At 35.3% G+C, this 20,283-nt stretch carries 29 protein-coding genes; 17 read left to right on the top strand and 12 right to left on the bottom strand.

Annotated elements, in window-relative coordinates; translation table 11 throughout:
- Positions 1 to 41: 41 nt before the first annotated feature.
- Positions 42 to 1,340, top strand: a complete 1,299-nt coding sequence (locus C6990_RS02360) for an aspartate aminotransferase family protein (RefSeq protein WP_182129047.1) — start codon at positions 42 to 44, stop codon at positions 1,338 to 1,340.
- Here the strand turns inward: C6990_RS02360 and C6990_RS02355 are convergent.
- Positions 1,331 to 1,693 (bottom strand): hypothetical protein, encoded by a 363-nt coding sequence (locus C6990_RS02355; protein ID WP_182128151.1) that lies wholly within the window; start codon positions 1,691 to 1,693, stop codon positions 1,331 to 1,333. The two genes, C6990_RS02360 and C6990_RS02355, sit on opposite strands and share 10 nt — an antisense overlap.
- Positions 1,694 to 1,792: 99 nt before the next feature.
- Between C6990_RS02355 and C6990_RS02350 the strand changes: the two genes are divergently transcribed.
- Positions 1,793 to 2,614 carry a tetratricopeptide repeat protein gene (locus C6990_RS02350; RefSeq protein WP_182128150.1) on the top strand — a complete coding sequence of 274 codons (822 nt, stop codon included), beginning with the start codon at positions 1,793 to 1,795 and terminating at the stop codon, positions 2,612 to 2,614.
- Between the two features lie 2 nt (positions 2,615 to 2,616).
- Here C6990_RS02350 and C6990_RS02345 read toward each other — a convergent pair whose 3' ends face one another.
- Positions 2,617 to 3,330, bottom strand: a complete 714-nt coding sequence (locus C6990_RS02345) for a hypothetical protein (RefSeq protein ID WP_182128149.1) — start codon at positions 3,328 to 3,330, stop codon at positions 2,617 to 2,619.
- Positions 3,331 to 3,405: 75 nt separating this feature from the next.
- On the opposite strand from C6990_RS02345, the gene C6990_RS02340 reads away from it, so the two are divergent.
- The 4 genes from C6990_RS02340 to C6990_RS02325 are packed head-to-tail and all read left to right on the top strand — an operon-like array spanning position 3,406 to position 5,344.
- Positions 3,406 to 3,792 carry an SHOCT domain-containing protein gene (locus tag C6990_RS02340; protein ID WP_182128148.1) on the top strand — a complete coding sequence of 129 codons (387 nt, stop codon included), beginning with the start codon at positions 3,406 to 3,408 and terminating at the stop codon, positions 3,790 to 3,792.
- A 1-nt stretch (position 3,793) separates the two neighbouring features.
- The gene (locus C6990_RS02335) at positions 3,794 to 4,249 is read left to right on the top strand and encodes a cupin domain-containing protein (RefSeq protein ID WP_182128147.1); all 456 of its coding nucleotides are present in this window, start codon (positions 3,794 to 3,796) and stop codon (positions 4,247 to 4,249) included.
- A gap of 5 nt (positions 4,250 to 4,254) precedes the next feature.
- Complete coding sequence (locus C6990_RS02330) at positions 4,255 to 4,617, top strand: cupin domain-containing protein (RefSeq protein ID WP_182128146.1); 363 nt, start codon at positions 4,255 to 4,257, stop codon at positions 4,615 to 4,617.
- 49 nt (positions 4,618 to 4,666) lie between these two features.
- On the top strand, positions 4,667 to 5,344 hold the full coding sequence (locus C6990_RS02325) for a DnaJ domain-containing protein (protein WP_182128145.1): 678 nt from the start codon (positions 4,667 to 4,669) through the stop codon (positions 5,342 to 5,344).
- On the opposite strand, the gene C6990_RS02320 is transcribed toward C6990_RS02325, so the two are convergent.
- From C6990_RS02320 to C6990_RS02305, 4 genes are all read right to left on the bottom strand, one after another.
- Positions 5,341 to 5,748 carry an HIT family protein gene (locus C6990_RS02320; RefSeq protein ID WP_182129045.1) on the bottom strand — a complete coding sequence of 136 codons (408 nt, stop codon included), beginning with the start codon at positions 5,746 to 5,748 and terminating at the stop codon, positions 5,341 to 5,343. The two genes, C6990_RS02325 and C6990_RS02320, sit on opposite strands and share 4 nt — an antisense overlap.
- A 38-nt stretch (positions 5,749 to 5,786) precedes the next feature.
- Positions 5,787 to 6,065 carry a hypothetical protein gene (locus tag C6990_RS02315; RefSeq protein ID WP_182128144.1) on the bottom strand — a complete coding sequence of 93 codons (279 nt, stop codon included), beginning with the start codon at positions 6,063 to 6,065 and terminating at the stop codon, positions 5,787 to 5,789.
- A gap of 1 nt (position 6,066) precedes the next feature.
- The gene (locus tag C6990_RS02310; protein ID WP_182128143.1) at positions 6,067 to 6,234 is read right to left on the bottom strand and encodes a hypothetical protein; all 168 of its coding nucleotides are present in this window, start codon (positions 6,232 to 6,234) and stop codon (positions 6,067 to 6,069) included.
- Positions 6,235 to 6,368: 134 nt separating this feature from the next.
- Positions 6,369 to 7,652, bottom strand: a complete 1,284-nt coding sequence (locus tag C6990_RS02305; RefSeq protein WP_220463368.1) for a multicopper oxidase domain-containing protein — start codon at positions 7,650 to 7,652, stop codon at positions 6,369 to 6,371.
- A 197-nt stretch (positions 7,653 to 7,849) separates the two neighbouring features.
- Between C6990_RS02305 and C6990_RS02300 the strand changes: the two genes are divergently transcribed.
- Together C6990_RS02300 and C6990_RS02295 are read left to right on the top strand one after the other, a co-directional pair.
- The gene (locus C6990_RS02300; protein ID WP_182128142.1) at positions 7,850 to 8,989 is read left to right on the top strand and encodes a 3-hydroxyacyl-CoA dehydrogenase; all 1,140 of its coding nucleotides are present in this window, start codon (positions 7,850 to 7,852) and stop codon (positions 8,987 to 8,989) included.
- A gap of 26 nt (positions 8,990 to 9,015) precedes the next feature.
- Positions 9,016 to 9,321 carry a hypothetical protein gene (locus C6990_RS02295; RefSeq protein ID WP_255465125.1) on the top strand — a complete coding sequence of 102 codons (306 nt, stop codon included), beginning with the start codon at positions 9,016 to 9,018 and terminating at the stop codon, positions 9,319 to 9,321.
- A 73-nt stretch (positions 9,322 to 9,394) separates the two neighbouring features.
- On the opposite strand, the gene C6990_RS02290 is transcribed toward C6990_RS02295, so the two are convergent.
- Entirely contained in the window at positions 9,395 to 9,904 is a 510-nt protein-coding gene (locus C6990_RS02290; protein WP_182128141.1) for a TIGR00725 family protein, read from the bottom strand.
- A 260-nt stretch (positions 9,905 to 10,164) separates the two neighbouring features.
- On the opposite strand from C6990_RS02290, the gene C6990_RS02285 reads away from it, so the two are divergent.
- Together C6990_RS02285 and C6990_RS02280 are read left to right on the top strand one after the other, a co-directional pair.
- The gene (locus C6990_RS02285) at positions 10,165 to 10,575 is read left to right on the top strand and encodes a hypothetical protein (RefSeq protein ID WP_182128140.1); all 411 of its coding nucleotides are present in this window, start codon (positions 10,165 to 10,167) and stop codon (positions 10,573 to 10,575) included.
- Between the two features lie 2 nt (positions 10,576 to 10,577).
- Positions 10,578 to 10,775 carry a C2H2-type zinc finger protein gene (locus C6990_RS02280; protein ID WP_182128139.1) on the top strand — a complete coding sequence of 66 codons (198 nt, stop codon included), beginning with the start codon at positions 10,578 to 10,580 and terminating at the stop codon, positions 10,773 to 10,775.
- Between the two features lies 1 nt (position 10,776).
- Here C6990_RS02280 and C6990_RS02275 read toward each other — a convergent pair whose 3' ends face one another.
- From C6990_RS02275 to tuf, 3 genes are read right to left on the bottom strand one after another with little or no spacing between them, the layout of a single operon-like run.
- Positions 10,777 to 10,983, bottom strand: a complete 207-nt coding sequence (locus C6990_RS02275) for a TFIIB-type zinc ribbon-containing protein (RefSeq protein WP_182128138.1) — start codon at positions 10,981 to 10,983, stop codon at positions 10,777 to 10,779.
- Between the two features lie 29 nt (positions 10,984 to 11,012).
- Positions 11,013 to 11,321 (bottom strand): 30S ribosomal protein S10, encoded by a 309-nt coding sequence (rpsJ, locus tag C6990_RS02270; protein WP_008299200.1) that lies wholly within the window; start codon positions 11,319 to 11,321, stop codon positions 11,013 to 11,015.
- Positions 11,322 to 11,332: 11 nt separating this feature from the next.
- Positions 11,333 to 12,631, bottom strand: a complete 1,299-nt coding sequence (tuf, locus tag C6990_RS02265; protein WP_048115949.1) for a translation elongation factor EF-1 subunit alpha — start codon at positions 12,629 to 12,631, stop codon at positions 11,333 to 11,335.
- Positions 12,632 to 12,761: 130 nt separating this feature from the next.
- On the opposite strand from tuf, the gene fbp reads away from it, so the two are divergent.
- From fbp to endA, 6 genes are all read left to right on the top strand, one after another.
- Positions 12,762 to 13,898, top strand: a complete 1,137-nt coding sequence (gene fbp / locus C6990_RS02260) for a fructose-1,6-bisphosphate aldolase/phosphatase (protein WP_182128137.1) — start codon at positions 12,762 to 12,764, stop codon at positions 13,896 to 13,898.
- 64 nt (positions 13,899 to 13,962) lie between these two features.
- A complete protein-coding gene (locus C6990_RS02255) occupies positions 13,963 to 14,373 on the top strand; it encodes a hypothetical protein (protein WP_182128136.1) in 411 nt (136 codons plus the stop codon).
- An 8-nt stretch (positions 14,374 to 14,381) separates the two neighbouring features.
- Positions 14,382 to 14,630 carry a hypothetical protein gene (locus C6990_RS02250; RefSeq protein WP_182128135.1) on the top strand — a complete coding sequence of 83 codons (249 nt, stop codon included), beginning with the start codon at positions 14,382 to 14,384 and terminating at the stop codon, positions 14,628 to 14,630.
- A 56-nt stretch (positions 14,631 to 14,686) separates the two neighbouring features.
- The gene (locus C6990_RS02245) at positions 14,687 to 16,453 is read left to right on the top strand and encodes an ATP-dependent DNA ligase (RefSeq protein WP_182128134.1); all 1,767 of its coding nucleotides are present in this window, start codon (positions 14,687 to 14,689) and stop codon (positions 16,451 to 16,453) included.
- A 66-nt stretch (positions 16,454 to 16,519) separates the two neighbouring features.
- Positions 16,520 to 17,173 carry a DUF47 domain-containing protein gene (locus C6990_RS02240; RefSeq protein ID WP_182128133.1) on the top strand — a complete coding sequence of 218 codons (654 nt, stop codon included), beginning with the start codon at positions 16,520 to 16,522 and terminating at the stop codon, positions 17,171 to 17,173.
- A gap of 92 nt (positions 17,174 to 17,265) precedes the next feature.
- The gene (endA, locus tag C6990_RS02235) at positions 17,266 to 17,802 is read left to right on the top strand and encodes a tRNA-intron lyase (protein WP_182128132.1); all 537 of its coding nucleotides are present in this window, start codon (positions 17,266 to 17,268) and stop codon (positions 17,800 to 17,802) included.
- Here the strand turns inward: endA and C6990_RS02230 are convergent.
- Positions 17,799 to 18,176 carry a hypothetical protein gene (locus C6990_RS02230; protein WP_182128131.1) on the bottom strand — a complete coding sequence of 126 codons (378 nt, stop codon included), beginning with the start codon at positions 18,174 to 18,176 and terminating at the stop codon, positions 17,799 to 17,801. The genes endA and C6990_RS02230 overlap by 4 nt on opposite strands.
- A 2-nt stretch (positions 18,177 to 18,178) precedes the next feature.
- On the bottom strand, positions 18,179 to 18,415 hold the full coding sequence (locus C6990_RS02225) for a hypothetical protein (RefSeq protein WP_182128130.1): 237 nt from the start codon (positions 18,413 to 18,415) through the stop codon (positions 18,179 to 18,181).
- Between the two features lie 96 nt (positions 18,416 to 18,511).
- Here C6990_RS02225 and C6990_RS02220 point away from each other — a divergent pair, with 96 nt between their 5' ends.
- A complete protein-coding gene (locus C6990_RS02220) occupies positions 18,512 to 20,281 on the top strand; it encodes an SDR family NAD(P)-dependent oxidoreductase (protein ID WP_182128129.1) in 1,770 nt (589 codons plus the stop codon).
- Positions 20,282 to 20,283 lie beyond the last annotated feature (2 nt).

Raw genomic sequence — 20,283 nt, 5'->3', positions numbered from 1 at the left:
GGTCATTTTGAGGGTTAAAATGACAGATAGATTACGTGAATTTGGTTTTGGATTATACAAAAGAGTACAAGAAAAAGACTCCACAGTCTGCAAAATTATTTGCAAAGTCAGCAAAGCTTCACGTGAATGGTGTAAGTCATAACATAAGATATTATGAGCCATATCCATTTGTCGTAAAATCATCTGCAGGGAAGAATCTTGTCGATGCTGATTCCAACAAATATACTGATTACTGGATGGGTCACTGGAGTCTGATTTTGGGACACGGACAAAAAAATGTCAAAGACTCTATAAAAAAACAGATTGAGAAAAGCTGGATGTATGGGACAGTAAATGAGCAGACAATATTACTATCAGAATTAATTTCCAAAAATGTTCCAGTAGCTGAAAAGATTCGCTATGTCACATCAGGGACTGAAGCTACAATGTATGCAGTAAGACTTGCACGCTCTGTTACTGGGAAAAAAATTATTGCAAAGATTGATGGTGGATGGCATGGATACACTTCTGACTTGCTAAAGTCAGTTAACTGGCCGTTTACAGAGTCTGAAAGTTCAGGAGTTGTTAATGAAGAGAAGATTGTTTCAATTCCTTACAATGATTTGGAAAACTCACTTTCTGTTTTGAAAAAACATGCAAAAGATTTGGCAGGTGTAATTATAGAGCCGGTGTTAGGTGGGGGAGGATGCATTCCTGCTGATGCAGATTATCTAAAAGGGATTCAAGAGTTTTGCAAGAAAAACAATTCATTGTTTATTTTAGATGAGATAGTTACAGGTTTTAGATTTCGCTTTGGATGTCTGTATCCTACAATGAAACTTGATCCTGACATTGTTACACTAGGAAAGATTGTTGGCGGCGGCATGGCAATTGGTGTGATGTGTGGGAAAAAGGAAATCATGGAGTATGCAGATACCACTGGAAAGAAAAAATCTGAACGCAGCTACGTTGGTGGCGGAACGTTTTCTGCAAATCCAACATCAATGGCATCAGGATTTGCAACACTTTCTGTTTTGAAAAACAACAAGTCAATTCATTCTACAATTAATGAGTTAGGAGATTATGTAAGAAAGGAACTAACCAAAGTGTTTGATGGCAAAGTAATAGTATCTGGTAAGGGCTCTTTGTTTATGACACATTTTGTGAAAAACGGAATTACAGAAATCACTAATGCTACTCAAGCCTCAAAATGCGATACTAGATCATTGCACGCTTATCACTTTAAGATGCTAGCCCATGATGGAATCTTCTTTTTACCTGGAAAGCTAGGCGCAATATCATATGCCCATACAAAGGCAGACATCAAGAAGATGATTGAAGCTACAAATGATTATTTGTAATCTGGAAAGAATTTCTTTCTCCAATCAATTAACTGATTAAAAATCTCAAGATAGTTTTCATTCTTTATGGTAATGTGGACATGCGCAAATAATTCCCCAAATTTGGCTTCAAAGATCATAGTACATTCGTCTTTGAATAGAGGTACAGTAACTCCAACTTTTTTCAAAGAGTAGAATTTGACATGCTGGATTTTTACAGTAGATTCTCCAACTGTGATCTGCTTTCTTTGAGAATTTTTGTTGATATTTTTATCCAACTCTTCAATTGTGTTTTCATCCCAATCAGGGGAGTCTTTTGGCCACCTATGCACATGGACCTTGTCTGCCACGTATGATAATTCAATATCAGACACAATTCAATTATTTTCTAATTCAAATTAAGCATATCTTCATCATACATCAAATTAATGTCTAGTGACAAAAGTAATTAGCAATATCATTTTGTAGAAATCATGGGCTTATTTGGAGGAAAAGAAAACGTAGAAGATTTGCTATACAACGCAATGTCACTAATGGAGAAGAATCAACCAAAGGGTGCAATCTCACTATTAAACAAAGTCCTAAAACAAGAACCAAAAAACACATCAGCATTATTTAACAAAGGATTGGCACTCAACCAGGTAAAAAAATACAGTGATGCAATAACATGTTTTGATAAATTGCTTGCAATCAACCCCAAAGACGCCCAAGCTTACAACAACAAGGGAATTGCATCAGCTGAATTAGGCAACATACAAGGAGCTGCTGAATGCTATGATAAGGCAATTGATGCTGACCCAAAATATGCTGCATCTTTTTTTAACAAAGGAGTGCTACTAGACAAACTAAAAGAGCATGAAGAGGCATTAGATGCTTTAGAAAAAGCTATTCTAATTGAGCCAAGAAAGCCAAATGCAATGGTCTACAAGGGAATTGTTCTAGGCAAGATGAAAAGACATGAAGAGGCATTAAACTGCTTTCAGAATATCTGTAAAAAATATCCAAACAACCAAGATGCATTTTTTCAAAAAGGAGTTCAATTAGCAGAACTAGGACAACATGAAAAAGCATTAGATGTATTTGACGATATTCTAAAAAAATTCAAAGATAATGTAAATGTTATTTATGCAAAATCAAGAAGCAATGCAGCATTAGAGAAATATCCTGAATCACTAGAACTTCTAAAACAAGCTGTTGCAAAAAATCCCAAAGTAATTCGTTCATGGGCAAAAGAAGAGCCCATCTTTGAGAAACTACACAGTAATGAACAATTCAGAAAATTAGTTAAAATTTAAGATCACAAAACTTTCTTTCTTACAGCATCAATTCTAATAATCTCGACTCTTTTTTTAGGATCAGAGAGTCTTGCTTCAAAAATTGGAATGTATACTTCGGTAATATCATGTAAAACAAACTCATCAGAAAGATCTCGCACATCAGGGTCCATTGGTTTTTTCAAATGAATTTGAAGTTTCTCAATTGCAGAATCATATGTGAATTCAGGTTTTTTTATAGTGAATGTGTTATCTTCTAGAATTTTTTTAGGATAGTTCTCTATTGTTTTTGAATCAATTTTGAATGGGAGTTCCACCTCTAGCCCATAATGATCAAAGGTCAGTTCATCTTCTTCTTCAACAAAAACATGCTCCTCTAAACTCAAGTCTACTTTGTTCTTTCCTTTTTTTCCAACAAATGCTTTCTCCAAACCAGATTTTGAGCGAACAGGAAATACTGCATCGCCCATAACAACGCCATGCACATTTGAATCTACATCAATTGTATGAGATGCTTTTCTAAAATAATTTGCAGCATATTTTCCAGATACAATCAATGATGCCTCATAGTATAATTTTAGAGAGTCAAGATGAATGTCCTCTTTTTTGGGTCTTGACAGTAATGACTTGAAAGGGTCTGTCTTTTTTTGCTCTACAATTTTTAGAGCCTCTTCGTCATCAAGGTTTTTTCTAATTACAATGGTCTTTACACCATAGTCATTGTTTTCCAAAATCACTATATCTTGTAAAATCAGGCTATTAAACCAATTCTACTAGGAAAGAAATAATAGATTTGGAATTACTTAATCATCATGGCAGCAACAAAGAAAACTAAACCAAAATCAAAAAAAGGTGGGTATATCGATAAATTCCTTAAAAAAGCTGATGAGGCAATCCAGGAAGGAATCAAAAAAGCAGATGAAGCTCTAGATGAGGCAGTAGAGTTAGGAGAGTTAACTGCAAAACAAGCTTCAAAGGCAAGCAAGGAATTCACCACTAAAGCAAAAAAAGAAAGCGAGTTATTACAAAAAAAGAGTTTAGAAAAAATTAACGAGGGATTATCATCTGCAAAGAAATTAGGTGCAAATTCCAGAGAAGATTTGAACATGCTTGAAAAACTAGCAGAGTTGCGAAAGGCAGGCATTCTTACTGAAAAAGAATTCAGAGAAAAGAAAACAAAGATTTTGAGTAGAATATAACATGAAAAAAACAAACATTACTGGTACAGGGGATCAACGTAAGGTAAACCCAGACTGGTTTACAGGTAAAACATGGATGAAGATATTATCTGAAAAGATAAAATCAAAAGATCAAGACATCTACCATGTTCATTTTGAGAAAGGTTCTAGAACAAAAATTCATCAGCATGATGGAAATCAAGTCTTAATTGCAGTAAAGGGGAAGGGGAGTCTTGAGATTTTCAAAAAATATGGCACATCAAAAAGTAATTTCAAAATCAAACGAACTGAAAGAATTACTCTAAACGAGGGAGATATTGTGCACATTCCAGCCAAAGTACTCCATACTCATGGCTCAATTGACAAGAAAAAACCATTCTCTCATATTGCAATAAACATTTTATCAAAAAAGAACAAGCCGTACAAGACTACATGGTATGAGTCTGATTTCAAATCTAGTGTTACAAAGATCATTTAGATGAAATGTCAGTTCAAAAAAATTCAGAGATTCAGTCAATCCAAGGAAATGAAGGAACAAAGATAAAACAATATTTTCATCCACATAATACACTAAACGGAATTAACTATAGTATAGCACAATTTACTTTAGAGTCAGGAAAACGATCTAGACTTCACAAACTAAAATCATCAGAAATTTACTATATTTTAGAAGGCAATGCAATTCTTACTGTAGATGAAGAGGAACTTAATCTTCAAAAAGATGATTCAGTATATATCGCTCCAAATTCCAAACAATTCATAAAGAATGCAGGATCCGAGGATTTGAGATTTTTGTGTATTGTAGAGCCTGCATGGAAAGCAGAAGACGAAGTCTTTCTAGATTAAATACAAACCATGGCAATTATTTTTATCATATGACAAATCTCTATTTTCAGTGAACGCATATCAGGCAATCAAAGTTTTGAATGTGAATCAAGATTCATCACAAGATGAGATCAAAGCAGCATATAGAAAGCTGGCACTAGAGTTGCATCCAGATAAAAATAAAGAGATACAATCAGATTCAGAGTTTAAAAAAGTCACAGAGGCCTATAATTTTTTAAAGAAAAATCCTAATAATTCCAGATATTCGCCAAATCAAAAAACAGAAACTAAACCCAACCCCCAACAAAGATACAAGAAAAAACCCCAGTGGGGAGCACCAGATGATGGTAGTATACCAGAGCAAGATTGGGGAAAGTATACTCGTGAATTTGAAGAAGGGGATCCGGATTTCTGGAAAGAGTATGAAAGAAAGTTCTGGGAAGATTACAATGCACGAGTTCGTCCTGACGGAAGAAATGGAGAGTATGAAAAAGCCAAAGAACCAAAAAAACAGCCAAACCTATTTGTCGATGTAGATGAAAGTCGTTGTATCGGATGCTGCAGTTGTGAGATTATTGCACCAGATGTTTTTGAAATTAACAAGAAAAGTAAATCAAATCCAAAATCATCTGTAATCAATCAGAAAGGTGCCGGAGTAAATAAAATAATGAATGCTGCTGAAACGTGTCCAACAAAAGCAATCATCGTAGAGAATTCAGATACTAAAGAAAAACTATTCCCTTATTAGATTTTCAATTTATCATACAGTTCATCAATTTCAGAATCAGACAGTTTTACAGTTCCATCAAACATAGAATGTATTGCACCTGCCGAATCATCTCTACTTCGTGGAACTAGATGTACATGTACATGTGGGATTTCTTGTCCTGCATCTTTACCATTATGCACTGCAAGCAAAGTGGAGCCAGTAATAGAATCAACCTTGGATATCATCGTATGCACAAGCAAAAATAAATCAGTATTTTCTTTTTCACTCAAATCCTGAATCTTTTGGTGATGGTTCTTTGGAATAACAAGTACATGTCCCTTTGCAACTGGAAATGCATCCAAAAAGGATATTGAATTATCAGTTTCTTGGAGAAGTTTTGCAGGAATTTCCCCTGAAACAATTTTACAGAAAATACAATCCATCATTATCCAAAGAATTTTTCAAAATATTAAATCATCGATTACGGTGTAACTATTGTAGCCCAAGCAAGACCAACACCAAATTTGATGGAAACTGTATCTCCAGGATTTGCAGTACAATCTTCAATGGTTTTGGGGATACTATTCAAAGTTTCAACATAGCAAATACCATCATTATTAGACAAAATTACTACATCTTCAAAAACATCTTCACGGATTAGATTCCAAAAAGGAAAGACCATAGTGGATAAAACAATCCCTGCAGTCAAAAATGCACCAATAAAGACCAAACTAGTTTTTTGGCTAGAATTTAATTCCATTCTACCAGAGTCCACCATCACCAGAATTTGGATCTAGTTTCTTTGCAGGTACGTTGCCATGTGCTTTTTTCATATGTCTTTTTAGACGTTCAGGATCATGCAGATCAGTCCCACATACATCACATTTTGTTTGATTTTCATCCTCTTTCTTGCGTTTGAACAAGCCCATAATTTGTGATATTTTAAATCCATTAAAAACGATACGAAATTTCCAGCCTTCAGGATTTTGTGAAAGAATAACTTAACGTGATACAATTATGCATAAAATGGGGGATAAATTAGCATATGAAAAATAAAAAAGGATTAGATCACTTTGAAAAGTGACATCATTCCTGCAGAAATATGATCATTGACGTGACAATGGAACATCCATGTTCCCACATTGTCTGGAATAAAATCAACAGTCTTTAGACTTGCTGGCATTAACTCCATAACATCAACTCTCATTCCATTCCACAAGACAGTGTTTCCATGCCAATGTGGTGTGTGTAAATCTACTTCAGTTCCCATACCAATTAGGTACCAACGTACATGTTCACCTTTTTGAAGTGTTTGTCCTGGAAGATTACCATAGACATATCCATTAATTCCATGCATGAGATTACTTTCAGCAAAATCATCATCTCCAACTAACTCTTCATTATCACAAGTTTCTTCGGTGAATCTTTCTAAATTATCACATAGATAATTGCTAGAATTTTCATCAGAAACTGTAAAGAGACTTACCATTTCTCGGTCCACATCCATGGGTCTACCATCTGAATCAGCCATACCTTTAGATGTTACAACCATTGGACCAACAAGTCCTGAATTGGTATCCATTGGAGAATCAACATGTGAATGATACATCCAAATTATTGAACTTGGATCATTTGGTCCAGGACCTGCACGTTCAGGTACTTCCCACTCATAAGTATGAGTTTGGCCTGGAGAAACAATACCATCAGATTTGTTACCAATAGAAGTTCCATCATTGTATTCAGCACCTTCTGAATCTTTATCATAAAAGACTCCGTGTGGATGAACAGAATAGTCTAGTTCTTCAGAATTGTTTTTGAATACAACTTTGATGGTATCACATACTTCAGCATGAATCATCGGACCTAATGTTCCAAGATGTTGCCATTCAGAAGAACGTGGTTTAAGTTTTGAAAATGTATCATCAGTGTATTCACGATATAATGCCTTGATGTATGTACTACCAATTCTATCTGAAGAATTTTCTACAAATACATTTTCATCTTCATTAAACTCTTGTCCTTTCATCTGATTAATTCCCAAAGGAGCATAATCCCATTCTACTTCATCTGCAGCAATGTAATAGGTACGTGTTTTACCTTCATTGTTTTCACATTCACTGGTTTGTAAAGAATTATCTGATGAAGTTTGAACTGAAGTTTCCTTGTAAGAACTTGTTGCAGGCTCAGAGCACAGTCTGTCACCACAAACTTTGTTTGAGCCAATTTCTGGCAATCCAACCCCATGACCTTTAGCAGCTTCACTTTCTTGAAATAAACCAAAGGACAGGGATACTACAAATGTAGCAGATAATGCAATTAGCATAAGAGATGTTCTTGATTTAGTCATTGTACGAAGGAAAGAAAAATTTCTTTTAAATTGTATGTCTATTATTCGAGTTTATTCTAACTTTTCAGAATATGCCAGATTCAATTCATGCAGACTTGAGTTGTAGTGAAGATCAGCTTTAGATGCACATAATCAATATTTTAAAGTGGAATTAGTCGTCAAATACATTATAAAGGATACTCCATTTTTTAGAACCAGTGGCAATTAAAAATATCACAGTTTTGGGTTCCGGAGTTATGGGACATGGAATAGCACAGGTCTCAGCAACTGCGGGATACAATGTTGTTTTGAGAGATATCAAACAAGAGTTTTTGGATAAAGCAATGGAGAAAATTAAATGGAGTTTAGACAAACTAGTATCAAAAGAAAAGATTTCAAAAGAAGAGAGTGATTCGATTTTTGCAAGGATAAAACCAGTAGTAGATTTAGCAGAGGCAGTCAAAGATGCAGAGTTGGTAATTGAAGTAGTACCAGAAATTATGGATTTAAAGAAAACAGTTTATGCAGAATTGGACGAAGTTGCAGCACCCGAAGTAATCTTTGCATCAAATACCAGTACATTACCAATTACTGAAATTGCAAACACCACATCACGTCCAGAAAAATTCATAGGAATTCATTTTTTTAATCCACCTCAGCTTATGAAATTAGTTGAGGTGATTCCAGGAGAAAAAACATCTCAAGAAATTACTGATTTAACTCAAGACTATGTAAAGTCTGTAAACAAAGTGTCAGTACTATGCAGAAAAGATGTTCCAGGATTTATTATAAACAGATTATTCATCCCAATGGTTCACGAAGCTTGTTTTGTCAAGGATAGAACTGGAGCAACGCTTGAAGAAATAGATTCAGCTGTAAAGTTCAAGCTAGGATTCCCAATGGGCATATTTGAGTTGGCAGACTTTACTGGAATGGATGTAATCCACAAAGCAACAGTTGAGATGCATCTACGAGACAAAAAAGTAATCAAACCACACCCACTTGTAGAAAAAATGTTTGATGAGAAAAAACTAGGACAGAAATCAGGTGAAGGGTTTTACAAATATTCAGATGACAAATATGAAAGAGTGGAACTATCTGAAGAACTAGCAAAAAAATACAATCCAATTCAACTTGTTGCAAACATACTAAACAATGCAGCATGGCTGGTATCAAATGGTGCAAGCGATATTGAGGAAATTGAAAAGGCAGCTCAGCTGGGATTGGGATTGAAAAAGCCATTGTTTGAAACTGCAAAAGATATCGGCATCAAAAATATTGTCGACGAATTAAACAAACTAGCATTAAAGCATGGAGAGTTTTACAAACCAGATTCATTACTAGTATCTATGCAGTAGTTAGTCATCATACTATGTCAATGATAATGAAATCTAAATTAAAATTTCTTCTGATTCTACCTCTACTTGCAGGGATTGTTTATTTTGGAACTAGCATAGGTGATTTCGATATCTTGGAAAGTATTGATACTCAAAAATGGAGGTTAGAACAATTTGGAATAAATTATGAAGCAATGATGATTGCATGTAGTGAAGATAATCTCAATCCTGATGAACTACAATCATGTCTTGATGCATTTGTTGAAGTAAGGGAATTTTGTGCCATCGAGAGTGCAGAACAATGTGGTGATGAAAAAATGGAACAGTTAGAACAAAAATTATTAGACATCTGATAATGTAATTTACTTCCATGAGTAGTAAAGTAAACACTTGGTTCGGTAAAAATGACATGAGATCGATTTTTACCTATGCAGTAATTAATTCTAAAATTTTACTTACTGCCTCTTGAGCAGTATCGACTCCAATGATTTTGACATTTTTTCTCTGATCAATATAGCCATCAATGAATGGTGAAACAGGTCCACCCAAATTTCTAATTGCAACAAGAGGTTTTTTGTACATATATGCAGCAGTTGTTTCAGATAGCGTCCCAGAACCCCCACCAATTATTATTACACCATCTGCACTTAGTGCATTAAGAAAATCACGGGCCAATCCCATTCCTGTAGGTATTACGACATCACAGAATTCATTTGCCATAGAGGGGTCATTTTGTGGAATTATCCCTATGGTCAAACCGCCACCATCACTTGCACCATGAGCTGCTGCTGTCATAACGCCCCCCAATCCACCACAAATCAGAACAGAGTTTGATTTTGCAATTTCAAAGCCAACATCATATGCAATTTTTTCATGCTCAGGAGTACAACCATTGGTATTATGACCAATAACTAGGATCTGTCTTTTCTTTACCACATGAAATATTAGAAAAATGGTTTGAAATATCTTCCGAGAGAAAAAGATATTAGTAAAAAATACAACATTATTTTATGGAAAGACGTTCAATGCCAGTTTGTTTTACAGAAAAACAATACAAAATGATCGAAGAGTTTGCCAAGAGAAATGGTATGCTCAATGCAAGCCAAGCTCTTGAGAAAATCTTAAGCCAATAAGCACTTTATTGTGATTTTTATTTTGTTTACATTTATAGAATAAGTCATATCATAATGATCAAAATGGGCCTATTTAGCAAAAAACCATCATACTGTGCTATTTGCAACAAAGAGCTTTCACACAAACACAAACCAAAAAGAGAATGGAATATCAAAGGTGCACTATGCGGAGATTGCCATTTTGAAAAATCAAAAGAGTACTATGAAGGTAAAGTAAGACAGCCATGTGTAATATGTGGACAAACTCAAAAGATTACTGATCTATGGGAGCCAAGATGGCAATGGGACATGGAAGGTCTATTATGCAAGAAATGTTTTGACAACAAAGAAGAAACACACGGAAAAAAGAAAAACTTTTGCTCATTGTGTAATGGAAAGATAGGGTTAATCAGATACAACCCAAAGGGGCATTGGAAGATTGAAGGGCAGTTATGCAGAAGATGTTGGGATGAAAAGAAAGCAGAGTTTGGATAAAGTTGGGATTATTTAAAAAAATTAAATGCGAAAAATGTGACAAAAAATTTTCAAAGCAAGAAGAGATGATGAACCACATACAAATTATTCATGGCAAGGATTTACAGTATGATTGCAAAGAATGTAACAAATTTTTCTCAAACATGGAAGACATGAGGACACACCTACAAAGAGAACACAGTTACAAAAAAGACAGATAGATTAGATTGCTTTAACAGTTTTAACTACTGGTGGTCTTACTTTGGTAAAGACTCTGAATCCACAAATACATTTGATTTCAGGCAATCTCGATAGCTCAGTGTTTGAAACAGATGTTCCACATCGCAGACAAGAGTAATTTACTTCAAATGTCTCAACAGGAGTCTCTTCTATTTCTTCATCAAAATTTTCTTCAACCATGTTTATCATCAAAATTTCTATAATTTAAGGCTACCAGATTATGTCAAAGACAGTTCAATGTAAACGTCATCAGGAATCTTTAGTCTCATTAGTTGTCGTATAGCTTTATCATCAGCGTTGATGTTGATTATTCTTCGGTGCATCTTCATCTCCCATTTCTCATAAGTTTCAGTACCGCTGCCGCAAGGAGATTTTCTAGTTGCAACGTGTAATCTTTTTACTGGAAGTGGAGTTGGACCTTTGACTTTAACGCCAGTTTTTTTACCAATACCCATTATTTCCCCACAAACACCATCCAATTTTGGTAGACTGGTTGATGTGAGTTTGACACGGGCGGTTTGAGTCATAAAGAATCCGCCTATGGTTTGTACTCTTCGGTAATTTCCTTTACAATTCCTGCTGCGATAGTTGCGCCCATGTCTCTCAGGGCGAATCTACCCATCTCAGGGAATTCTTGGAATGTTTCAATACAAGTTGGTCTAACCGGTCTGATTTTAACAATTGCTGAGTCACCAACTTTGAGGAACTTTGGATTTTCTTCCTCAACTGCACCAGTTGCTGGGTTAATCTTTTGGAGGAACTCAGTAACAGTTGCTGCGACTTGTGCTGTGTGTGCGTGCATTACTGGAGTGTAACCAGGTGCAATTGCTGTTGGGTGATGAATTACAATGATTTGTGCTTTGAATTCTTTTGCAACATTTGGTGGTGCATCAGGAGTTCCAAGTACATCGCCTCTCTTGATATCTTTCTTTTCAATACCTCTGAGGTTAAAACCAATGTTATCACCTGCTTCTGCAGATGGCATTTCTGTGTGGTGAGTCTCAATTGATTTGATTTCACCTTGTGCGCCAGATGGCATGACAATGATTTTTTGGTTAGCTTTCATGATACCAGTTTCAACTCTACCTACTGGAACTGTACCAACACCTGTAATGGTGTAAACGTCTTGAATTGGTACACGTAGTGGTTTACCAACTGGTTTCTCAGTTACTGTAAAGTCATCAAATGCTTCAAGTAGTGTTTTACCAGAGTACCATGGCATGTTCTCGGTTTTCTTAACCAAGTTATCGCCTTTCCATCCAGAAACTGGAATGAATGGTACGTTCTCTAGTTTGTAACCTACAGATTTTACTAATTTTTCGCCTTTCTCTTTGGCTGCTTTGAATGCGTCTTCTTTGTATTCAACTGCATCCATCTTGTTGATTGCAACAATTAGTTGGCTTACACCGAGTGTCTTGAGCAAGAATGCGTGTTCTCTTGCTTGTCCACCTGCTGCAATTGCAGTGTCAGTTTCACCTTCTTTTGCAGAAAGTACTAAGATAGCGGCATCTGCTTCAGAAGCGCCTGTAATCATGTTTTTAATAAAGTCCCTGTGACCAGGAGCGTCAATCAAAGTAAAGAAGTACTTTGGAGACTCAAACTTTTGGAAAGCTAAATCGATTGTAATTCCTCTTTCTCTTTCGTCTTTAATATTATCCATTACCCATGCATACTTGAAGGTGTCACCTTTTCCGGTCTTCTCGGATTCTGCACCGTGAGCTGCAATAGTTCTTTCATCTACAACTCCAAGATCCATCAAAAAATGACCCATAGTAGTTGATTTTCCATTATCAATATGTCCTGTAACAATCAGGTTCAAGTGGGGTTTATCTGCCATATCAAGTGCGTATCTGAGGGCATTTATTACTGTTATGAATTTTTGAAGAAAAATTAAAAAAAATTCAATAAATTTCAGATCATAAAGTTTTCTCAAAAGCACATAAATCAAAGGGACAAAAAGAAAAATTATGAAAATTACAGTTTCAGTTATCAAAGCAGATGTTGGTGGAGTTGGAGGTCATACAAAACCAAGTGACGGACTAATCCAAGCTATTAGAGACACCGTCAAAAATTCAGGAGATTTACTAATCGATCATTACATTGGTTATTGCGGAGACGATACCCACATTGTCATGACACATACACATGGTGTTGATAATGAAAAAATTCACAAGTTAGCATGGGATGCTTTTATGGCGGGAACCCAAGTTGCAAAAGAAGAAGGATTGTATGGTGCAGGTCAAGACTTGCTAAAAGATTCTTTTTCTGGAAACGTAAAGGGGATGGGTCCAGGAGTTGCAGAGATGGAGTTCGAGGAGAGACCAAATGAGGCATTCACAGTCTTTGCTGCAGACAAAACAGAACCAGGAGCATTCAACTATCCAATTTATAGAATGTTTGTAGATGCACTAAGTAATACAGGATTAATTGTAAACAAGAGTCTTGCAAAAGGAGTAAAGATGCACATCATGGATGTTGAAAAAGCACAAATTGCAGAACTTGAATTATGGCAAGACAAACCAACAATTGAAGCAGCACTAATGTATCCAGGAAGATATGTTGTAGATTCAGTGTACACAAAAGATGGCGAACCAATTTTAGATGCATCAACTGATAGACTACATAACATTGCAGGAACATATGTTGGAAAAGATGATCCAATTTGTCTAGTAAGAACTCAGAAAAATTTTCCAGCAACAGAAGAAGTTGGAAGTGTCTTTAACAATCCACATTATGTTGCAGGAAACACTAGAGGCAGTCACAACATGCCTTTGATGCCTGTAAAGCTAAACTCTGCAGCAACAATCAACTTTTGCATTCCAATTGTTGAATCACTAGTGTTTAGTATGCATAACGGAAAATTGACAGGTCCATTTGATGGATTCTCAACTCCAGATTGGGATTACATAAGAGAGATTGCAACAAAGAAAGCAATGGCAATTAGAAGTCAAGGGTTTATTCATCCAGCAACACTTGTCCCATCAGAATTAGAATATGCTGAAGGATACAGAGCAAGAATGGATGTTCTTGAGACCAAGATGAAACCAATGGAAGAAACATCCTCAAGTGGGGATAAAAAAGAGAATTACGAAGATCCAGATTAGTAATTCCAATTCTTGCAAATCATAGGAAATAGTTAAATCAAAACAACGTGCATATAATGTGTCATTGAATTCTTTTCAGAAAATTTTTGATTGGAAGACATACATTTTCACAGCATTAGCTGTCATATCATTTTCAAATTTTATGGCAGTGTTATTTGGCCAAACCATTCCAGGGGTGGTTTTAGCATTTTTCAAAATAGCTGGAGAATATGTAATTTTAGGAGCAGTATTCATTTTTGCACTTGCATGGCTGCTTAAAGCAAAACCACATAATCGTCCAAAGCAATATTCTGTTGTTGTCTTTGATGTATTTGGAAAAATCAGTAACATCGATGGAATCAGGACGGAATTCAAAACACATGATGTTGCTTGGAGTTTTATGAAACAATACAAAGAGGCATACCCACTTTACAACTTTGCACTGGTTTCAGAACTTCCAAAAACAGACAAACCAACAATTTTCAGATACATCTAATCAAAAAAATGCCTCACGAGGATTTTTTTGAAGCTACACTAATAGAATTTTCAACTTGGGATAAAGGCAAAGAGTCAATTGTTAAAAAATATGAAAATTTTGATGAAATTCCAAAAGAGATGACTGATGAACTTGACAAAGACAACCCAAGAATTACATTTAAAGGAAAAAAATGGAAGGTCTTGGGAATAAATCAAGACAAAAGAGCACACGGTAAAGGAATACACATCAAAATAAGAATAGAAAAAGAAACATGAATAAACACGTCTTAAAACTAATTCAAACTTTTATTCAGGATTTGTAGAGAATCAGAATGGAGTTTTCTATTTTAGCTGAAGCATTTTACAAAATGGAATCAACTAGAAAAAGATTAGAGTTAACACAATTTCTAGTAGAATTATTTGAAAAAACCCCACACGAGGTGATTGCAAAAATAGTTTACCTGTTACAAGGAAAGTTAAGACCAGATTTTGAGGGCGTAGAGTTAGGAGTAGCTGAAAAACTAGCAATAAGAGCAATTTCAAAATCATCAGGCAGCCCAATTAAAAAAATTGAAGAAGAGTACAGAAAAGGAGGAGACTTGGGACAAGCAGCATCGATAATAATGGAGCAGAAAACACAGACAACATTCCTTGTAGAAGACATTACAATTGAAAGAGTCTATGAAACATTATTCAAGATTGCAAACTTGGAGGGCTCACGTTCTCAAGATATGAAAATGAAATACATCTCAAGTCTACTAAATGATGCAAATCCATTAGAAGCAAGTTATATTTTGAAAATTTTACTTGGGACACTAAGACTTGGAGTTGCAGAAAATACAGTGATGGATGCATTAGCAATAGCATTTTCTGGAAGTAAAGAAAACAGAAAAAGTTTGGAGCATGCATATAGTGTTTCAAGTGATTTAGGAAAAGTTGCCGAAGTGATTGCAACAAAAGGGATTGATGGAATTGAAAAATTTGAAATTATTTTGTTTAATCCAATTAGACCAATGCTTGCAGACAGAGTAAAGAGTGAAGAAGAAGCAATGGAAAAAATGGGGAAAGAATTTGCAGCAGAATACAAACTTGATGGAGAAAGAGTACAGCTTCACATTGAAGGAAATAAAGTGGTGTTGTACTCAAGAAGTCTAGAAAATATTTCAAGTTACTATCCGGATATCATAGAGAAAATACCCAAAGCAATTCAAGCAGAGAACATCATACTAGAAGCAGAAGCTGTTGCAATGAATGAAAATACTGGGGAGTTTTTGCCTTTTCAAGAATTAATGCACAGAAGAAGAAAATACAAAATAGAAAAAGCTGTTACCCAGTACCCAATATCAGTGAATTTATTTGATATTCTATATTGCAACGGGAAAAGCTGTTTGGAGTTGAGCTACAAGGATAGAAGAGAGAAATTAGAAAAAGTCGTAAAAGAAAATGAATTTGTCAAATACATACCAATGACAATTGTGAAAAATGAAATTGAAGTCGAAGACTTTATGGAAAACAGTATCAATGCTGGGAGTGAGGGACTTATGCTTAAAATGTTAGACAAACCCTACCAAGCAGGTTCCAGAGGAAATTATTGGCTAAAATTAAAACGAGAGTACCAAAATGAATTGGGAGATAGCCTAGATCTAGTAGTGATTGGGGGATTTTTTGGCAAAGGAAGAAGAACTGGAAGTTATGGAACGCTGCTCTTGGCAACATATGATGAAGACGAAGATACATTCCCAAGTATCTGTAAAGTAGGAACAGGTTTTTCAGATGAATCATTAGACCAGTTGTATCAGATTTTACATCCAAAAGTCACAATCAAAAAAAATCCACGTATCATTAGTGAGATGGAAGCTGATGTTTGGTTTGAGCCAGAGCTTGTAATTGAAGTTGTTGCCTCAGAAATTACACTGAGTCCGATTCACAAAGCTGCAAAAGATGTAATACGAAAGGGGGCAGGTCTTGCATTAAGATTTCCAAAGTTTACCGGAAAGATTCGAGTTGAAAAAGCAGTTGAAGACGCATCCACTAATGAGGAAGTAGTAACATTATACAAAGGTCAGAAAAAAGTGGCGCATGATAAAAATTTGATGTGATCACGCACCAAAATCATCAAAAATCATAAAGGATTTAAATTACCTGAAGATTTTTCACATTCTGTTATGTATAGCGGAGAGCTTGAAGTTCAAGCAAAAAGAAAGGCTATAGCAGTTTTACAAGACGAGATTAACAGAATCCTAAATGCTGCCAGAGAGCTGGCCACACTTCCTGAGCTTATGATGAAAAAAGACAAGACAGGAATAAAAAATGCATTAGAGCAAATTTCAACCATTGAAGAAGAAGTAGAAAGTCTAAGAAGAAAGATCACAAGAGAAGTCGCAGATGTCGGTGGATTGATCATGAATAGAGAAAATCTTCTAAATACAGCATATACAATGGACGAAATTGCAGGATATATCACGGGAATTTCGTTTAAACTATCAAACGTAAAACCATCTACGCTAAAAAGTTCAAAACTTGATCAAGACATCACTAAATTAATCGAACTTGTTGTTGATGAAGTCTACAAGTTAAATGAAATTATTAGAAGCCTAAACACAAACACTGCAAATGCAATTGAATTGGCTCAAGAAACACAGACAATAGAGAGAGAAATAGACATCAAATACAGAGATGCCACAATCAAACTGCTAAACGAAGTATCATCAACAAAAGAATTGATGTTGATCAAAGACGTGATAGAGGGAATTGAAGAGATGTCTGACAAATGTCAAAGAGTATCAGATTCTTTCATATTATTAGCATTGAGCCTATAGACAATTCATTCAAAATCTTTATTTTTAATATTTTAAAAAAACGCCATACTGCAACTACAGAATTCATATACAAAGAATGATTTAGAAAGTCAATGAAGAGCGAACTAATCGAAAATAGAATTATTGTTTGGAATATAGAAGATTCGCGTAAACTTTTCAGTCAAGGGTATTATGGCAAACCTATTGGAATTCCAAAACCAAAAATTGAAGAGATTGATGCACCACTAATTTTAGATTTAATTGAGGGGCTGTATCTTTTAGAAAATAAAAAAATCACAATTACAAATGCAAAACAAAAGATTACAGTAGAGGAATTAATTGAGATTTGTAAAGAGGAAGTTCACGAGTTTGATAAAAAATATCTTGTGTACAAACATTTTCGAGACAAAGGCTACATAATCAATCCAGGGATTAAGTTTGGTTGTGATTTTGCAGTATATGAAAAAGGTCCAGGTATTGATCATGCGCCATTTTTAATTCAAGTTTATACCAGAAACGAATCAATTTCAGCTACAGGTATTGTTCTTGCAGGAAGACTTGCAACAACTGTTAGAAAACAATTCATTTTGGCAATCCCTAAAGGAAAAGATAAAGTTGATTTTCTTGCGCTTGATTGGTGGAAGGCCTAAATTGATTTTATGTGGCCTGCAATCCTATCATAAATCTCAAAGAGTTCTTTTGTAATTCCAAAAGCCAAATGGTTATTCCAATTGTTTCTAATTCTAATTGCACCATCAGTTGGTTCAACATAGATTGTAGCGTCTTTGACTGATTGCTTTGCAATCATTTCATTTAGTTCATCATCCGAATTAAGTTTTGAGGCCAAGCTGCCAGCTCCAATCCATTCAACTTTTTGAACAGTCTTTGCTGCAAAATGACCTTTGGTTTTAAGTTTAGTTTTTGCAACAAAGTTCCCAACTCCACTGCCAGCATCCCTTTTTACAATAAAATGTGCTTGAAATCTATCTAAAGCGCCCCAAGGAAGTGGATTTGGATCTTGCATTTCTATCCCTTTTGAATAATCTGTATTGTGTCAATATTTGAGTTCTTGACATCAAGACAGCCCCTATTTGTTATCATTCTAGCTGTATGAGCAAAATATCTACTATAGTAATCACCTTTTTCAACATCATCAGTACCAATTTCTTTGGGTTGCGAATCAACACCAATCTCTTTTAGCATACTGCTAAATTTCTCAGGCCATGTTTGATAAACAAATGTATCTGGCTCTGTGTCATGCATCAAAAATCATGAACTGTACCCACAAATAAAGATATCAAGAAAATAGCACATAGATCAATCGAATTAAATATCACAAAAGTTTTGAGTTTTTATCTAATGCTAAAATTCCAAAATAAAATTGCTCTAGTAACAGGAAGCGGGACAGGAATAGGCAAAGCCATCGCTACAAAATTCATAGAGGAGGGAGCAAGTGTGATTATCCTTGGAAGAAGAAAAGAGCCATTAGAAGAAGCTGCCAAAGAGCTTGAAGGGAAGATTCCTGAAGGTACAAATTCATCAGTTAGGATTTTTGCAGGAGTCGATGTTGCAGATGAATCAGCAATGAACAACATGTTTGATACACTAAAAAATGAAAATACCACAATAGATTACATAATTAATAATGCAGGAGTATCAGGACCTGTTACCTGTTTTGCAAATGCACCACTTGAGGAATTCAAAAGTACTATCGGAATTCATCTGACAGGTACATTCTGGGGCTCTGTTCAGGCATTAAAAGTAATGAAAGAGGGAGGAAAAATAATCACAATCTCAACATTCTTTACAGAAGAAAGACCATTAGAGCAAAGACCTTATAGATTTAGAAGTCCATATACAGCTTCTCAAGGTGCAAAGAATAGATTAGCAGAATTAATGTCATGGGAATTAACTGATAAAGGTATTATGTCAATTGCAACAAACCCTGGACCAGTACATTCAGACAGAATTTACAAAACAGTGTATCCAAAGGCAGCTGCTGAATTTATGAGAGTCAGTGGATTTGAAGATCTAATACCAACTGAAGTTGACAAAGCCAACAGAGAATTACTCCCATTATTAGGAGAAGATGAGAATGTAATCAAAGACGGAATTGTAAAAGCTGCAGAAAAACTTGCAAACGGCAAAGATGTTGCAAAATTAACTGAGACATTTACAAATCTTTTAAACAAAATTCAAACCATAGCAGAAAAAGTTCAAAACAACACATCACATATGATTGCAAATAGAGAATTTCTATCACAAGGACAAGTTGCAGAATCAGTCCTCAATCTTTGCGATGATGAAATTGCAAAAATTATCAACGGCAAAGTAATTCCTGGAGACAGAGTATTTTATCCAGTTAAACCACATATTGGAACTACCACACCTGGTTGCCACCAACCAGATTTTACAGGAAAGGCCGTTGTTTTTACAATTGATGCAACAGATAAAGCAGATGCAGAACGAGTGGAATTTTTAGCACAGCACGTTGAGAAAAATGGCGGCAAAGTTGCATGTTTCATATCCCAATCAACTTCCACAGAACTTCAAGAATACATCAGTGGAAAATTTCACTCTCATGTTGTAGATATTAAAAATCCAGATGAAGTTGCAAAATGGTTAAACACTGCAAAAACCAACATCGGAGAGATTCTAGGAGTAATCCACATTACTGGAAAACTCCCAGAGATATCAAAATTAACAGAATCATCAAGAGCAGAGTGGGAGGCATTAATTGCAAAATTCATCACAACGCCTGCAACAGTTGCACAAAGAACACTTGAACAATTTGTTCCAGGCGGAACCAATGATCCACGTCTTTACAAAGATGCAAAAGGTGCAATTATGATTGTAGGTCCAGATTTACCAGTGGGCAGAAAAGTCACAGGTATACAGAGAGGACAAGTAGAAGTATTCAGAGGAGCTCTAAGACCATTTACAACTACAGTCAATCAAGAATTAAGTGACGTTCTAAAATCTAAAATCAGGATGTTTACAATTTTCCCAGGTTCAGTAACAGGTTCAGAGCCAAATAATCAAAGAATTGTAGATGCATTTAATTTTCTAGTATCAGGCAATGCAGAGTCATCATCAGAGATAGTTTTCTGTGTTGATGAATCAAGATAAGA

Origin of the sequence: Nitrosopumilus sp. b3, from assembly GCF_014078525.1 — an archaeon.
In the GTDB taxonomy this organism is placed as follows: Archaea; Thermoproteota; Nitrososphaeria; order Nitrososphaerales; family Nitrosopumilaceae; genus Nitrosopumilus.
The sequence above is the reverse complement of the archived record's forward strand: the minus strand, read 5'-3'. Positions and strand labels throughout refer to the sequence as shown.

Coding starts and splice junctions, on each gene's coding strand:
- C6990_RS02340 (WP_182128148.1), top strand. CDS start 3,406: ATGGCAGCAACAAAGAAAACTAAACCAAAATCAAAAAAAGGTGGGTAT.
- C6990_RS02330 (WP_182128146.1), top strand. CDS start 4,255: ATGTCAGTTCAAAAAAATTCAGAGATTCAGTCAATCCAAGGAAATGAA.
- rpsJ (WP_008299200.1), bottom strand. CDS start 11,321: ATGACTCAAACCGCCCGTGTCAAACTCACATCAACCAGTCTACCAAAA.
- C6990_RS02295 (WP_255465125.1), top strand. CDS start 9,016: ATGAAATCTAAATTAAAATTTCTTCTGATTCTACCTCTACTTGCAGGG.
- C6990_RS02240 (WP_182128133.1), top strand. CDS start 16,520: ATGTATAGCGGAGAGCTTGAAGTTCAAGCAAAAAGAAAGGCTATAGCA.
- C6990_RS02335 (WP_182128147.1), top strand. CDS start 3,794: ATGAAAAAAACAAACATTACTGGTACAGGGGATCAACGTAAGGTAAAC.
- C6990_RS02315 (WP_182128144.1), bottom strand. CDS start 6,065: ATGGAATTAAATTCTAGCCAAAAAACTAGTTTGGTCTTTATTGGTGCA.
- C6990_RS02320 (WP_182129045.1), bottom strand. CDS start 5,748: ATGGATTGTATTTTCTGTAAAATTGTTTCAGGGGAAATTCCTGCAAAA.
- C6990_RS02220 (WP_182128129.1), top strand. CDS start 18,512: ATGCTAAAATTCCAAAATAAAATTGCTCTAGTAACAGGAAGCGGGACA.
- C6990_RS02275 (WP_182128138.1), bottom strand. CDS start 10,983: ATGATAAACATGGTTGAAGAAAATTTTGATGAAGAAATAGAAGAGACT.
- C6990_RS02310 (WP_182128143.1), bottom strand. CDS start 6,234: ATGGGCTTGTTCAAACGCAAGAAAGAGGATGAAAATCAAACAAAATGT.
- C6990_RS02305 (WP_220463368.1), bottom strand. CDS start 7,652: ATGACTAAATCAAGAACATCTCTTATGCTAATTGCATTATCTGCTACA.
- C6990_RS02230 (WP_182128131.1), bottom strand. CDS start 18,176: ATGCAAGATCCAAATCCACTTCCTTGGGGCGCTTTAGATAGATTTCAA.
- fbp (WP_182128137.1), top strand. CDS start 12,762: ATGAAAATTACAGTTTCAGTTATCAAAGCAGATGTTGGTGGAGTTGGA.
- endA (WP_182128132.1), top strand. CDS start 17,266: ATGAAGAGCGAACTAATCGAAAATAGAATTATTGTTTGGAATATAGAA.
- tuf (WP_048115949.1), bottom strand. CDS start 12,631: ATGGCAGATAAACCCCACTTGAACCTGATTGTTACAGGACATATTGAT.
- C6990_RS02225 (WP_182128130.1), bottom strand. CDS start 18,415: ATGCATGACACAGAGCCAGATACATTTGTTTATCAAACATGGCCTGAG.
- C6990_RS02285 (WP_182128140.1), top strand. CDS start 10,165: ATGGGCCTATTTAGCAAAAAACCATCATACTGTGCTATTTGCAACAAA.
- C6990_RS02350 (WP_182128150.1), top strand. CDS start 1,793: ATGGGCTTATTTGGAGGAAAAGAAAACGTAGAAGATTTGCTATACAAC.
- C6990_RS02250 (WP_182128135.1), top strand. CDS start 14,382: ATGCCTCACGAGGATTTTTTTGAAGCTACACTAATAGAATTTTCAACT.
- C6990_RS02245 (WP_182128134.1), top strand. CDS start 14,687: ATGGAGTTTTCTATTTTAGCTGAAGCATTTTACAAAATGGAATCAACT.